The following is a 13777-nucleotide window of genomic DNA, read 5'->3' on the forward strand; positions in this document are numbered from 1 at the left end:
CATCGCAAGGGTCCTGGACGAGGGGGGGGGCGGGCAATCATGCCGCTGAAGACTGTTGTATGTGGGCAACATGTCCCCGGAATTTCGCGGGCATGTCCGCGACCACATCCGAATCCTGTTGCAATTTTCCTAATTCGCCAGCGCCGTCTCGCCCGGGCGGCGATAATGGACGATCGGTACGAACAGATAGCCGCCGTTGCGCACCGTGCGGATCAGCTCGTCGCGGGCATGCAGCGCGAGCTTGCGACGCAGGCGGCTGAGGTTGACGTCGATCGAGCGATCATGCGGATTGCCCCATTCGCGGCCATAGGCGCGCACCAGCTCCTCGCGGCTGTGCACCGTCTGCGGCGCGGTGACGAAGGTGGCGAGCATGCCGAATTCGCCGTTGGTCAGCGGCACCGGCTCGCCGGCGGGCGACACCAGCCGGCGCGACCGCACGTCGAACGCCCAGCCGGCGAAGCAGGCGACCTCGACCGGCGGCAGCGCGGTCGACGCGATCGGGCGGACGCCGTCGCGCGACAGCCGGTTGCGCCGCCGCAGCACCGCGCGCACCCGCGCCAGCATCTCGCGCGGGCTGATCGGCCGCGCGACGCAATCGTCGGCGCCCATTTCGAGCGCGACGATCCGGTCGACCTCGGTGGCGAGCCTGGTCATCACGATGATCGCCGGGCTGCGCTGTCCGTCGGTGAGCGAGCGCATCACCGACAGTCCGCCGTCGCCGCAGGCCGCCATGTCGAGGATGACGACGTCGCAGCGGTGCAGCCGGTGATGATCGAGCAGGGCATGCGTGCTCGCCACCGCCGTCGCGCCGATGCCGTTGTCGAGTAGCATCTCCGCCAGCGCGGCGGTCACGCCGGCGTCCTGGTCGACGATCACCACCGCCGGCGCGTCGGGCGGCACCGCGCCGGGCGGCGGGGTGGCGGCGCGGCCGAGCGGGGGCGTGTCATTCGTCATGGTTCATGTCCTGATCAGCGATGGCCCGGCCGGAGCCGTTACGTTGCGATGATCTGGCAAGCTGGCTTGTCAGCGAAATGTCAGGATGTTGCAGTGCCGCATCATCGCATCGGGGACGTGCCGATTCGTGACGCGCGACGGGTCGTTCCGCCTAGAACGACCCGCCGACGTTGAACGTCACCAGCTTGGTGTCGTCCCCCGGTGACTTGACCAGCGCCTTGGCGAGATCGATGCGCAATGGCCCGAACGGCGAGGTCCAGTTGACGCCGACGCCGAGCGACACACGCGGCCGCGCGGTATTGCCGCTATAGGTCTCACGATAGCTGCCGAGCGTATAGGTATAAGCGGTGCCGGTGTTGGTCGTCGTCGTCGCGCCGCTGCTGTCGAGATAGAGCAACTCGCCGGCGCTGTTGGTATATTGCCGCGTGCCCGCGACGCAGGCGGTCGCGGCGGCATTGGCGACCGCGCAGGTATCGACCAGCGTCGGCTTGGTCCCGCCGAACACAGCGCCGACATCGAGATAGATCGACGGCCGCAGGCCGAGCTCGCGCGCGCCGGCGCCGAGCGGCAGTTCGAGTTCGAACCGCGTCTGGTAATAAGCGGTGCCGCCGAGCGCGGTGCGTGTCGTCGTGCTGCTGTCGGTGACCGTCGCCGGCACCGTCGACGTATCGTAATAGCTGCGCGTCACGCTCGGCCCGACGCCGCGGATGTCGAAGCCACGCATCTGCGGATCGCCGAGGTAGAAACGGTCGGTCAGCCGCACGTCCTGCCCCAGCCCCTTGATATAGCCGCCCTCGGCATGGGCGGTGAAGACGAAGTTCGATCCCAGGTCGACATATTGGGAGGCGTTGGCGGTGGTGCGGATATAGCGCGTGTCGCCGCCCAGGCCGGCGAAATCCTGGCTGAAGGTGACGCGGCGGCCGCGGGTCGGGCGCAGCCGGCTGTTGGTGCTGTCGAAGAGCAAGGAATAACCGACCGACGAGGTCCAGCGGCTGCCGACCGCATCGCACAGATAGGTGCCGGCGATCGCCGTATCGCACACCCCGTTGGTATAATACGTGTCGGCGTCGAGCGTGACCTGATCGTAGGACAGGCCGTAGCGCGCCGACAGCGACCAATATTCGTTGAGCGGCATGCCGGCGCGGATCTGGAAGCCGGTGATCACCTGTTCATAGGCGGAGCTGCTCGAACTGGTCGACGTGCTGTACGAGCTGTAGTCGCGGCGGAAGATGTCGCCGCCGAGCGCGATGTTGGTGTCGAACAGATAGGGTTCGGTGAAGCCGGCATTGACCGACTTGGCATAGGAGGAGACGCTCGCGCTTAGCCGCAATTCCTGGCCCTTGCCGCGGAAATTGCGCTGCGTGACGCTCGCCTGGGCGATGAAGCTTTCCAGGCTGGAATAGCCGACCGACAATTGCAGCTCGCCGCTGCTCTTCTCCTCGACGTTGGTCTGGAGGACGACGCGATCGGCGGCGGAGCCGGGGACCTGTTTGATCTCCATCTTGTCCTGGAAGAAGCCGAGGCTGTTGATGCGATCCTGCGAGCGCTTGACCTGGAAGCTGTTGAACGCGTCGCCTTCCGCCAGGCGGATCTCGCGGCGGACCACCTTGTCCTGGGTCTGCGTGTTGCCGTTGATGTCGATCCGCTCGACATAGGTGCGCTGCGCCTGCGCGATGTGGAAGTTCATCCCCATCGTCAGCGTGTCGGGATCGCGCTGAAAATCGGGCGACACGTCGGTGAAGGCATAGCCGAACAGCCCGGCCGCCTCGCTCAGCTGGTCGACCGAATTTTCGACGAGCTTGGCATTGTACCAGTCGCCCTTCTTGATCGGCAGCGACGCGGCGAGTTTCGTGCTGTCGAAGTCGCGGATCTCGCTGTCGACGGTGACGTCGCCGAACGTGTAGCGCTTCCCTTCCTCGACCACGTAGGTGATGATGAAGTCGCGTTTGTCGGGGGTGAGTTCCGCCACCGCGCTGGTGACGCGGAAATCGGCATAGCCTTCGGTCAGGTAGAATTGGCGCAGCTTCTGCTGGTCGTAGTTGAGCCGGTCCTGATCGTAGCTGGTGTTCGACGACAGCAAGCGGAACCAGCGCGATTCCTTGGTCACCATGGCGCTGCGCAATTTGGCGTCGCTGAACACCGTATTGCCGATGATGTTGATCTGGCGGACCTTGGACTTGGGGCCCTCGGTGATCTCGAACACCACGTCGACGCGATTCTGGTCGAGGCTGACCATCTTCGGGCTGATCACCGCGGCGAAGCGGCCCTGGCGGCGGTAGAGTTCGATGATCCGCGACACATCCTGGCGGACCGCGGTGCGGGTGAAGATCTGCCGCGGGGCGAGCTTGATCTCCTTGGTGATCTTGTCGCTTTTCAGCGCTTTATTGCCCTCGATGATGACCCGGTTGATGATCGGGTTCTCGCGCACGCGCAGCACGATGTCGCCGGTTTCGACGCCGGCGATCGAGAAGTCGACGAACAGGTCGGAGGCCTGCAGGTCCTTGAGCGCCTGGTCGAGCGTCTCGGCGGTGTAGGGGATGCCGACGCGCAGCTTGGTGTAGGAGACCACCGTCTCCGGCTCGATGCGCTGCGCCCCTTCGACGCGCAACGTCTTGATCAGCCGTACCGGCGCGGGCACGACGGTCTGTGCGGCGGCAATCGTCGGGGTCATCAGCGCGCTCGCGCAGATCAGCGCGGCAAGGGTCGAATGTCGGATCGGCGGCATACACGGCTTTCGCAAGGAGCCGGAGCCTTTGACGGCCTGCCATGTCGCCAGAATGTCCCGTGAGGTCCGGGCGTTGCAGGATCGGACCGGGATATGTCCGATGCATCCGCGCTGAAGTGTTGCAGGAGGGAGCGCTGTACTTTGTAACAGCGGCGCTACATGGCCGCATCCTGTGCCGTCTTAATCGGGCAGCAGCGCTGCTCGCGTCGGCAGCATATCGTTTTCGCCGCGGGCTCGCTATGGGAGGGAGATGCCGATCGACGCTGTGCAGATCCTCGATGCCGCCGGATGGCGCCTGCCTCCGGTATGCCGGGTGCAGTCGTGATCCGCAGCCCCTTCGCCCTCGCCGGCGCGGCGCTGCTGGCCGCCTGTTCGCCGCTCGGGCTGTTCGATACTCTGGTGCCGAAGGACGGCGGCACGCGGCGGGTCGCGGCGGGCGTCGCTTATGGGGCGGCGGCGCGGCAGCGGCTCGATGTCTATGCGCCGCGGATCCGCGACGGCGCGCGCCGACCGGTCGTCGTCTTCTTCTACGGCGGCAGCTGGAACAGCGGCACGCGCAGCGGCTATGCCTTCGTCGGCAAGGCGCTGGCGGCGCAGGGGTTCGTCGTCGTCATCCCCGATTACCGGCTGGTGCCGCAGGTCCGCTATCCCGCCTTCGTCGAAGATGGCGCGGCGGCGGTGCGGTGGAGCGTCGCGCATGCCGCGGCCTATGGCGGCGATCCTGCGCGGATCGTCGTCATGGGACATTCGGCGGGCGCCTATATCGCGGCGATGCTCGCGGTCGACGCGCGCTGGCTGGGGGCGGAGCGCGGCGCGATCAAGGGGCTGGTCGGGCTCGCCGGTCCCTATGATTTCGCGCCGTTCGACGTCGAGGCGAGCCGTGCCGCGTTCGGCGACTGGCCGCGCCCGGCCGAGACACAGCCGGTGACATGGGCCGGGGCGGGCGATCCGCCCGCGCTGCTGCTCGTCGGCGACGACGATACGGTCGTGCGGCCGCGCAACAGCGAGGCGCTCGCCGCCAGGCTGCGCGCCGGCGGCGTGCCGGTCATGCTGCAGCGGTATGCCGGCATCGGCCATGTCGGCCTGCTGCTTGCCATCGCGCCGCCGCTGCGCGGACGCGCCGCGGTGCTGCGCGATGCCGCGGCGTTCATCCGGGCACGGTGAGCGACGCGGTCTTAACGCCATATTGGGTTTATCTAGGTTAGCACGTGCTCGCATATGGCGAGCGAGATGAACGACTTACAGCATTCCCACTTCAACGAGGACGGTGTCGAGGTGCTGCGCCGCGCCTTCGATCCGGAGGGCACGCTCGACGCCGAGCTGCGCGAGATCTGGCCGTTGATCCGCGCCGACATCGCCGACGACGTCACGCGCTTCTGGGCGCCGTTCGGCGGCGCGACGACGCCCTATCGGATCGGTGCGGAGCAACTGGCGACGCTGATCGCGCGCGACATCCGCTATACCGAGCGCAAGTTCACCGAGGGGCTCACCCCGGCGCTGATCGCCAAGATGATCCGGCGCGGGCGGGCGAGCAGCCAGGATCGCGCCACCGAGATCGCCTTCACCGCCGGGCTGCTGCGCAGCTATCACGCGCGGCACCATCGGCTGTGCCGGGCGCTGGCCGGTGATCCGATGCGGCTGGCGCGCCTGACCCATGCGCTCTACAGCCTGTACGCGCTGGAAAACTCCGTCCTGCTCAACGGCGCGGCGCTGGCCCGCGCCGATCGCGAGGTGGGTGACGGGATCGAGCATCGCGCCAAGCTCGAGGCGATCGACCGGTCGCAATGCTGGCTGGAGATGACGCCGGACGGGCTGATCACCGCCGCCAACGCCAATCTGCTCACCGTGATGGGCTATCCGCTCGCCGAGATCGTCGGGCGGCATCATTCGCTGTTCTGCTTCGACGAGGATCGCGACTCCGCCGCTTATGCCGCCTTCTGGGAAGCGTTGCGTTCGGGCAATTTCGCCCAGGAGGAATTCCGTCGCCGCACGCGCGACGGCCGCGCGGTCTATCTTCAGGCGACCTATAGTCCGATTCGCGACGCCGACGGGCGGATCGTCAAGATCATCAAGGCGGCGACCGACGTCACCGCGATGCGCGTCGCGGAACGCAGCGAGGCGGAGCGCGCGCAGCGCTTCCGCGTCGAGGCGGAGGCGCGTCGGGCCGCGCATGAAAGCACGCTCGCCGAGCTGTCGACGATCGTCGACGACATCAATGCGGTGACCAAGCAGACCTCGATGCTCGCGCTCAACGCGGCGATCGAGGCGGCGCGGGCCGGTAATCACGGCAATACGTTCGCGGTCGTCGCCAATGAGGTGAAATCGCTGTCCGGCCGGATCAAGGAAGCGACCGTCCATGCCGCGCAGGTGCTCAATTCCGGGCAGCGATCGGTGATCGGCTGACTATCGATTGACAGTCGCGCGGCGATGCGGAACCCATCGGCGACAGGCCGCGACGGGCGCGCCGTGACGAGGGGATGCAGATGCGCGGATGGGGGCTGATCGCAGCCGTGGCGGCGATGCTGACGACGGGCGCGACGCCGCCCCCCGCGCCGGCGCGTGCGCCGCAGATCGCGCTGACCTTCGACGATCTGCCCGCGCACGGACCGCTGCCGGTCGGCGGCGACCGGCTCGTCATCGCGCAGCGGATCATCGCCGCGCTCGCCGCGCAGCACGCCCCGGCGACCGGCTTCGTCAACGGCGGCTTCGGCGCGGGCGATGCGCAAGCGGGCAAGGTGATCGCGGCGTGGCGCCGGGCGGGGCTGCCGATCGGCAATCATACCTTCGGCCACGTCAATCTCGATCAGGTCGGCGCCCCCGCCTTCCTCGCCGACGCCGACCGCAACGAGGCAGGGATCAAGGCGGCGGCGGGGACGGGCGACTGGCATTGGTTCCGCTATCCCTTCCTCGCGGAGGGGCAGGCGGCGGCGACCCGCGATGCGGTGCGCAGCGGACTCAAGGCGCGCGGCTATCGCATCGCCGCGGTGACGATGAGCTTCGGCGATTATGCGTGGAACGATGCTTTCGCGCGCTGCACCGCCAAGCAGGACGCAGGCGCGGTGCAGGCGCTCGAGGCGAGCTATCTCGCTGCGGCGCGGGCACAGGCGCAACGCTCGCGCGATCTCGCCAAGGCGGCGATGGGACATGACATCCCCTACGTCCTGCTGCTCCACCTCGGCGCGTTCGATGCGCGGATGGCACCGCGGCTGCTCGCGCTCTATCGCAGCATGGGGTTCGGCTTCACCACGCTCGCCGCGGCGGAGGCGGACCCCTTCTACGCCGCCGCGGTCGATCCGGCGAAGCCGGGACCGACCGCGACGCTGGAGGCGGCGGCGCGCGCCGCGGGCAAGCCGGTGCCCGCCGACGCACCGCTGCCGCCCGCGACGCTGTGCACCTGATCAGCGGGGCGGGTGCCAGCCGGCGGGGAGGGTGCGCGCGGCGAGCGTCACCTGCACCGTCTGCGCCGGCGCGTCCGACGACCCGCCGAGCATCACCTGATAGCGACCGGCGGCGATCCGCCACTGGCGTGCGCCTTCGTCGAAGGTCGCGAACAGCCGCGGGTCGAGCGGCACGCTGAGCGTCGTCGCGGCGGCGGGGGCGAGCATGGCGATGGCGAAGCCGCCGAGCCGCTTCGGCGCTTCCCATCCCGCGCCGGCGACATAGACCTGCGCCACCGCCTTGCCGGCCCGCGCACCGGTGTTGCGGACCCTGAATCGTGCCGTCACGCCGGCGGCGTCGTTCGCCACGCTGAGCCCGTCATAGGCGAAGCTCGTGTAGGACAGGCCGTGGCCGAAGGCATAGGCGGGCGTCTGACGCTGGCGATCGAACCATTTGTAGCCGATCGCCGCGCCTTCCGAATAGGTGACGTCGCCGGCCTTGGGCTCGCCGGGCCGGGGCAGCTGGTCGAGCCGGTCGGGGAAGGTGATCGGCAGATGGCCCGAGGGATTGGTCCGCCCGAACAGGACGTCGGCGATCGCCGCGCCGCCCGCGGTGCCGGGATACCAGGCGGCGAGCAAGGCGCCGACCTGGTCACGCCACGGGGTGAGCACCGCGCCGCCGCTTTCGAGCACGACGACGGTCTTGGGATTGGCGGCGGCGACGCTGCGGATCAGCGCGTCCTGATTGTCCGGCAGGGTGAGCGACACGTCCATGCCTTCGCCCGCCCATTGCGTCGCGAAGACGATCGCGACATCGGCGCCGCGCGCCTGCTCCGCCGCGGCCTCGGCGTCGGTACCGTCGACGAAGGTGACGCGCGCGCCCGGCGCCTGCCGCCGGATCGCCTCCAGCGGGGACGACGGATAATACATCACCGGCCCCGGCCAGGCGGTCGGCGCGATCCCCGGGACCGCATTGCCGCCCTTGGGATAGACGAGCGACGAGCCGCCGCCGGCGAGCACGCCCTTGTCGGTATGGCCGCCGATGACGGCGATCGATCGCGTCGCCGGCGACAGCGGCAGGAGCGCCTGCTCATTGCGCAGCAGCACCATCGTCTGCGCCGCGGTGTCGGCGGTGACGCGGGCATGCGCGGCGAGCATCGCATCGGGCAGGTCGAGCGGCGCGGCGGTGATCGGATGATCGAACAGGCCGTGGTCGAACATCGCATAGAGGATATGCCCGACCATCCGGTCGAGCTGGCCTTCGTCGACCGAGCCGTCGGCGAGCGCCGCTTGCAGCTTCGCGCCGTAATACGGCGCATCGTCGAACGGATAGCCCGATTCCTGGTCGAGCCCCGCATCGACCGCCGGCTTGGTCGAATGCGTCGCGCCCCAGTCGGACATGACATAGCCCGGCCATTGCCAGTCGCGGCGCAGCACCTCGCCGAGCAGCCACGGATTCTCGCAGGCGAAGGGGCCGTTGACGCGGTTGTAGGCGCACATCACCGATCCCGGATTGGCGCGCTCGATCGCGAACTGGAAGGCGAGCAGGTCGGACATCCGCGCCGCGGCGCGGTCGATCACCGCATTGCCGGCGTTGCGGTCGGTCTCCTGATCGTTGACCGCATAATGTTTGATCGTCGAGACGATATGGTTGGACTGGATGCCGGCGATCTGGCCGGCGACGATCGATCCGGCGAGCAGCGGGTCCTCGCCGCCATATTCGAAGTTGCGGCCGTTGCGCGGCTCGCGGGTCAGGTTGACGCCGCCGGCGAGCAGCACGTTGAAGCCGGAGGCGCGCGCCTCCGCGCCGATCATCGCGCCGCCGGTGCGGGCGAGCGCAATGTCCCAGCTCGCCGCGATCGCGAGGTTGGAGGGCAGAGCGGTGCGTTCGCGCTTGCGCGGCGCGGCGCCCTGGCTGGCGACGCCGATCCCCGCATCGCTCTGCCATTGCGGCGGAATGCCGAGCCGCGGGATGCCGGGGACGTAGCCCGCCGAGCCGAGCCGCGCCTCGGCCGGCGCCTTGAACTGCTTGGGCGGGAAGTCGGTGGCGAAATAGCCGAAGACGAGCCGGAGTTTCTCGGCGCGCGTCATCTGCGGCAGCAGCAGCGCGACGCGTCGCGCCGGCGCGAGCGCGGCATCGCCCCACGGCTGCGCGGCGGGGGCCGCCGGGGCGGCGAGCGCAGGGGCGGTCAGCGTCGCCATCACGGCGAACGCGGTGCGGGTCATGGTCATCGCGGCATCCTCTCCAAGCCCGGTGACCATGCGGATATGACGGCCGGCGTCTACGGAAAAATCACGTCTTTCTGTCGATGTCAGAGGTAGCGCAGCCACCGGGCGGGATGCGCGCGCTTGTAGGCGGCAAAGGCGCGGGCGGCGAACCAGCACGGCAGCGCGACCGACGCGGCGACCAGCCAGATGCCGGCGACCGATCCGACGCTGACCGCCCCGGCGCTCCCCGTCAGCACGGCGGCGAGGCGATTGGCGCCATGCAGCAGATAGAGGTGGAGGATATAGACGAACAGCGGCACCGATCCGAAGCCGACCAGCACGCTGGCGACCCGCCGGGGCAGATGCTCGAACGCGGCGAGCAGTCCCGCGCCGAGGCCGAGCGTGAGCAACAGGAAATCGGCCGAGGGCGGATATTTGGTCACGTTGAGGATGCCGATCATCGTGGTGAGCGCATCCGGCTGGGTCTGCCACGCCGTCGGGTCGCCGTAGCGATTGACGAGCCGCAAGAGCAGAAAGGCGGCCAGTGCCGCGACGCCGATGCCGACGAGCAGGCGGCGACGGTCGCGCGGCGGCGTATCGCGTGCGAAGACGGGGCCGAGGGCATAGCCGAGCGCGATCACGCCGATCCACGGCAGCACCGGATACGAGGTGCGCGCCTGCCCGCCCCAGGGCAGGTCGATCATCCCGCGATCGTGCAGGATCGCCCACAGGCCATGCCCCGGCGCGCCCGGGGGAAAGCTGATCGGGTCGAGCAGATTGTGCCCGAGCGTGAGAGCGAGGCCGATGGCGAGCAGTGCGGCGCGCGGCAGATGGACGAGCGCGGCGAGCGCGAGCATCGCCAGGCCGATCGCCCAGATCACCTGCAGATAGACGAGCGACGGGGTCGGATCGAACGTCCAGGCGAAGTTGATCACCGTCCATTCGAGCGCGATCAGGAACAGGCCGCGCTTGGCGAGGAAGCCGGCGGCCGCGCGCGCGCCGCCGCGCGGCGCGGCGTAGAGCCAGGCAGCGACCCCGGTCAGCGCGACGAAGATCGGCGCGCACAGATGTGCGGCGAGCCGGGTGACGGCGAGCGCCGGCGGTACGGTGCGAAGATCGATCGGATCGCCGACCGGCACCTGCGCGAAGAAGAATTCGCGGCTGTGGTCGACCAGCATCAGCAGGATGACGAGGCCGCGCAGGGCATCGATCGAGGCGATGCGGGGAAGGCGCGCGGCGGTGGCGGCAGGTAGCGTCATCCGCGCGGTATGATATTATGTCACACGCAATGCAAGGCGGTCAGCCGGCGAACGTCTCGCGCATCCACGCCACCGCGGCGTCGTAATCGAGGAAGGTGCGGCAATTGGGGGCGCTGAGATAGCGTTCGGTCTGCAATTTGGCGAGGCTGGAGCCGACCACCGCGGCGATCGGCGCGCTGGTGAGCTTGAGCGCCTTGGGCATCATCGCGGCGAGCGCGTCGATCACCTGCGTCGGCTGGATCGCCGCCTGCCGCAGGTCGGCGAGCGTGCAGAAGCTGCCGTGGCGCAGCCGGAGCGCCGCGCCGCGCGCGAGCAGGTCGGCACTGAACATCGTGGTCACGGGCAGCGACCAGAAGCCGTTGGTGACGATATGCAGCGTGCGCGTCGGCGCATCGAAGGCGATGGTATAATGATCGCTGAGAGACATGACGGTCCTTTGCCGGTCGGCGTCAGGCGAGGGCGCGCAGCGCGGGGAGCAGGACGTGCCGTTCGCGCCGCAGCCGTTCGTCGAGGCGCGCCAGAAACCGTGCCGACGCCTCGCGATAGCCCTGCCAGTCGTCGCGAATCGCGGCGACCGACCAGCGCGCGATATGCGCGCTCATCGCCGATCGCAGGTGCGAGAGATCGCGATCGAGTTCGTCACGCAGCGCGGCGAGCGCGGGCGTTGCGGCGATCAGCCGCGGCAGGACGCTGGTCTGGATATAGCGCGAGCGGGTCAGGCTGGCGGCGATCAGCCCGTGGCGCGCGCGGCAGAGCGCGTCGATGTCCGGCACCGGCGCGGTGCACGCCTGCCGCAGCGTCGCCAGGCGCGCGCCGGTGGTGGTGAAATGGTCTTCGAGGGTATCGATCATCGGTCTGGACGCGCTGTTAGGAAAGGCACGCCCTAGCAAGCGATTGTCTAACAAAGGTTAAGTTCATCGTGGACGCGTCGGCGAAGCGGCGTGCCGGGTCGCTTGCCATTGATCCGGCCGCGCACCGGTGCGAGAGAGGCGGTCTATCCGGAGATGGGACATTCGATGCGTCTTTTTGCCGCCACTGCCACGTTGATGCTGCTGTCGAGCAGCGCGCTCGCGCAAACCGCGCCGGCTGCCGCCACCGCCAGGGCGACGCTGCCCGCGAGCAACCCGTTCGCCCAGCCGAGCAGCCTGCCGCTCCAGGCGCCGCCGTTCGACCGGATCAAGAGCAGCGACTATGCCCCGGCGCTGCTCGCCGGCATGGCGGCGCAGCGGGCCGAGATCACCGCGATCACCCGGGCGCGCAGCGCGCCGACATTCGAGAATACGATCGCCGCGCTGGAACGCTCGGGCCGGCTGCTCGAGCGCGCCAGCATGGCCTTCTACGGCGTCGTCGGCGCGAACACCGACGATACGTTGCAGAAGACGCAGGCCGACCTCGCCCCCGCCTTCGCCGCGCATCAGGATGCGATCAACCTCGACCCCGCCTTGTTCGCGCGGGTCAAGACGTTGTACGACGCGCGCAGCACGCTGGGCCTCGACCCCGAGCAATTGCAGGTGCTGACGCTGACCTATCAGAACATGGTCCGCGCCGGCGCGTTGCTGTCGCCCGCCGACAAGATCACGCTGAGCAAATACAACGCCGACCTGTCGACGCTGGAGACCGCCTTCCAGCAGAAGCTGCTCGCCGCGGCCAAGGCCGGCGCGCTGGTGATCGACGACAAGGCGAAGCTCGCCGGCCTGTCCGATGCCGAGATCGCCGCCGCCGCCGATGCCGCCAAGGCACGCGGTATGGCGGGCAAATACGTGCTGACGCTGCAGAACACGACGCAGCAGCCCGAACTGGCGACGCTCAAGGATCGCGCGACGCGGGAAGCCTTGTTCAACGCGAGCTGGACGCGCGCGGTGAAGGGCGACGCCAACGATACGCGCGACACGATCGCGCAGATCGCGCTGCTGCGCGCGCAGAAGGCGAAGCTGCTCGGCTTCGCGACCTGGGCCGACTACGTGCTCCAGGATCAGATGGCCAAGACGCCCAAGACCGCGCTCGGCTTCATGCAGCAGCTCGGCACGCCGGTGGCGGCGGAGCAGCGCCGCGAGGCGGCCGAACTCCAGGCGCAGATCAAGGCGACCGGCGGCAATTTCCAACTCAAGCCGTGGGACTGGGACTTCTATTCGGAACAGGTGCGCAAGAGCCGCTACGACCTCAACCAGGACGAGCTGAAGCCCTATTTCGAGATCAACAAGGTGCTGACCGACGGCGTCTTCTACGCCGCCAACCAGCTCTATGGCCTGACCTTCAAGCGGCGCACCGACCTGCCGGTCTATCAGCCCGACGTGATGGTCTATGAAGTCGACGAGGCGGACGGCACGCTCGTCGGGCTGATGTACTTCGACTATTGGAAGCGCGACAACAAGAACGGCGGCGCGTGGATGTCGAACTTCGTCAACCAGTCGAAGCTGCTCGGCACCAAGCCGGTGATCTACAACGTCGCCAATTTCACCAAGCCCGCCGCCGGCCAGCCCGCGCTGATCAGCTTCGACGACGTGACGACGATGTTCCACGAATTCGGCCATGCGCTGCACGGCCTGTTCGCCAACCAGACCTATCCGAGCGTGTCGGGCACCAATACGGCGCGCGACTTCGTCGAATTCCCGTCGCAGTTCAACGAACATTGGGCCTTGGACGCCAAGGTGCTGCCGCATTATGCGGTCAATTACCGCACCGGCGCGGTGATTCCGCAGGCCCTGGTCGACAAGATCAAGCGCGCCGGCACGTTCAACTCGGGCTATTCTTTCGGCGAGGCGCTCGCCGCCGCCGAGATGGACATGAGCTGGCATTCGCTCACCGCCGCGCAGGGCAAGCAGAATGCCGATGCGTTCGAGACGCAGGCGCTCGCCGCCACCGGGCTCGACGTCGCCGACGTGCCGCCGCGTTACCGGTCGAGCTATTTCCTGCACATCTGGGGCAACGGCTATTCGGCCGGCTATTATGCCTACAGCTGGACCAAGATGCTGAGCGCGAACGCGTTCAACTGGTTCGAACAGCATGGCGGCATGACCCGCGCCAACGGCCAGCGCTTCCGCGACATGATCCTGTCCAAGGGCCATACCGAGGATTACGCGCCGATGTTCCGCGCCTTCAACGGTGCCGATCCGCAGGTCGCGCCGCTGCTCAGCGACCTCGGCCTCAACGCCGACGGATCGCGCATCGCCCCCGCGGGCGGGGCGATGCCGGTCAGCGACGGCCCGGTGACGACCGCGCCGACGGCGAAGGCCGGCAAGACGGGGAAGTAAGGC

Annotated in this window: 10 protein-coding genes; 4 read left to right on the forward strand and 6 right to left on the reverse strand. The window is 68.5% G+C overall.

Annotated elements, in window-relative coordinates:
* Nucleotides 1–129: 129 nt before the first annotated feature.
* Nucleotides 130–954 (reverse strand): response regulator, encoded by an 825-nt coding sequence (locus BW41_RS09770; RefSeq protein WP_081793023.1) that lies wholly within the window; start codon nucleotides 952–954, stop codon nucleotides 130–132.
* A 151-nt stretch (nucleotides 955–1105) separates the two neighbouring features.
* Nucleotides 1106–3679, reverse strand: coding sequence for an outer membrane protein assembly factor BamA (bamA, locus tag BW41_RS09775; protein ID WP_081793024.1), 2574 nt, complete (start codon nucleotides 3677–3679; stop codon nucleotides 1106–1108).
* Between the two features lie 321 nt (nucleotides 3680–4000).
* On the opposite strand from bamA, the gene BW41_RS09780 reads away from it, so the two are divergent.
* The 3 genes from BW41_RS09780 (at nucleotide 4001) to BW41_RS09790 (ending at nucleotide 7077) form a co-directional block, all read left to right on the forward strand.
* Entirely contained in the window at nucleotides 4001–4843 is an 843-nt protein-coding gene (locus BW41_RS09780; protein WP_037534070.1) for an alpha/beta hydrolase, read from the forward strand.
* Nucleotides 4844–4909: 66 nt separating this feature from the next.
* The gene (locus BW41_RS22010) at nucleotides 4910–6082 is read left to right on the forward strand and encodes a methyl-accepting chemotaxis protein (protein WP_161773127.1); all 1173 of its coding nucleotides are present in this window, start codon (nucleotides 4910–4912) and stop codon (nucleotides 6080–6082) included.
* Nucleotides 6083–6162: 80 nt separating this feature from the next.
* Entirely contained in the window at nucleotides 6163–7077 is a 915-nt protein-coding gene (locus BW41_RS09790) for a polysaccharide deacetylase family protein (RefSeq protein ID WP_037534028.1), read from the forward strand.
* Here the strand turns inward: BW41_RS09790 and BW41_RS09795 are convergent, their stop codons facing one another.
* The 4 genes from BW41_RS09795 to BW41_RS09810 form a co-directional block, all read right to left on the reverse strand.
* On the reverse strand, nucleotides 7078–9288 hold the full coding sequence (locus BW41_RS09795; RefSeq protein WP_152542246.1) for a beta-glucosidase: 2211 nt from the start codon (nucleotides 9286–9288) through the stop codon (nucleotides 7078–7080).
* A gap of 80 nt (nucleotides 9289–9368) precedes the next feature.
* Complete coding sequence (locus BW41_RS09800) at nucleotides 9369–10523, reverse strand: DUF1624 domain-containing protein (protein ID WP_037534033.1); 1155 nt, start codon at nucleotides 10521–10523, stop codon at nucleotides 9369–9371.
* Between the two features lie 40 nt (nucleotides 10524–10563).
* Nucleotides 10564–10950 carry a hypothetical protein gene (locus BW41_RS09805; RefSeq protein ID WP_037534035.1) on the reverse strand — a complete coding sequence of 129 codons (387 nt, stop codon included), beginning with the start codon at nucleotides 10948–10950 and terminating at the stop codon, nucleotides 10564–10566.
* A 22-nt stretch (nucleotides 10951–10972) separates the two neighbouring features.
* Entirely contained in the window at nucleotides 10973–11374 is a 402-nt protein-coding gene (locus BW41_RS09810) for a hypothetical protein (protein WP_037534037.1), read from the reverse strand.
* A 165-nt stretch (nucleotides 11375–11539) separates the two neighbouring features.
* On the opposite strand from BW41_RS09810, the gene BW41_RS09815 reads away from it, so the two are divergent.
* Nucleotides 11540–13774, forward strand: a complete 2235-nt coding sequence (locus BW41_RS09815; RefSeq protein WP_037534074.1) for a M3 family metallopeptidase — start codon at nucleotides 11540–11542, stop codon at nucleotides 13772–13774.
* Nucleotides 13775–13777: the final 3 nt, after the last annotated feature.

It is taken from the genome of Sphingomonas sp. RIT328 (genome assembly GCF_000632225.1).
Taxonomy (GTDB): Bacteria; Pseudomonadota; Alphaproteobacteria; order Sphingomonadales; family Sphingomonadaceae; genus Sphingomonas; species Sphingomonas kyungheensis.

What these genes read in the sequence shown, in the direction of transcription:
- BW41_RS09770 (WP_081793023.1), bottom strand. Translation starts at nt 954, where the DNA reads ATGACGAATGACACGCCCCCGCTCGGCCGCGCCGCCACCCCGCCGCCC.
- bamA (WP_081793024.1), bottom strand. Translation starts at nt 3,679, where the DNA reads ATGCCGCCGATCCGACATTCGACCCTTGCCGCGCTGATCTGCGCGAGC.
- BW41_RS22010 (WP_161773127.1), top strand. Translation starts at nt 4,910, where the DNA reads ATGAACGACTTACAGCATTCCCACTTCAACGAGGACGGTGTCGAGGTG.
- BW41_RS09790 (WP_037534028.1), top strand. Translation starts at nt 6,163, where the DNA reads ATGCGCGGATGGGGGCTGATCGCAGCCGTGGCGGCGATGCTGACGACG.
- BW41_RS09795 (WP_152542246.1), bottom strand. Translation starts at nt 9,288, where the DNA reads ATGACCATGACCCGCACCGCGTTCGCCGTGATGGCGACGCTGACCGCC.
- BW41_RS09800 (WP_037534033.1), bottom strand. Translation starts at nt 10,523, where the DNA reads ATGACGCTACCTGCCGCCACCGCCGCGCGCCTTCCCCGCATCGCCTCG.
- BW41_RS09805 (WP_037534035.1), bottom strand. Translation starts at nt 10,950, where the DNA reads ATGTCTCTCAGCGATCATTATACCATCGCCTTCGATGCGCCGACGCGC.
- BW41_RS09810 (WP_037534037.1), bottom strand. Translation starts at nt 11,374, where the DNA reads ATGATCGATACCCTCGAAGACCATTTCACCACCACCGGCGCGCGCCTG.
- BW41_RS09815 (WP_037534074.1), top strand. Translation starts at nt 11,540, where the DNA reads ATGCGTCTTTTTGCCGCCACTGCCACGTTGATGCTGCTGTCGAGCAGC.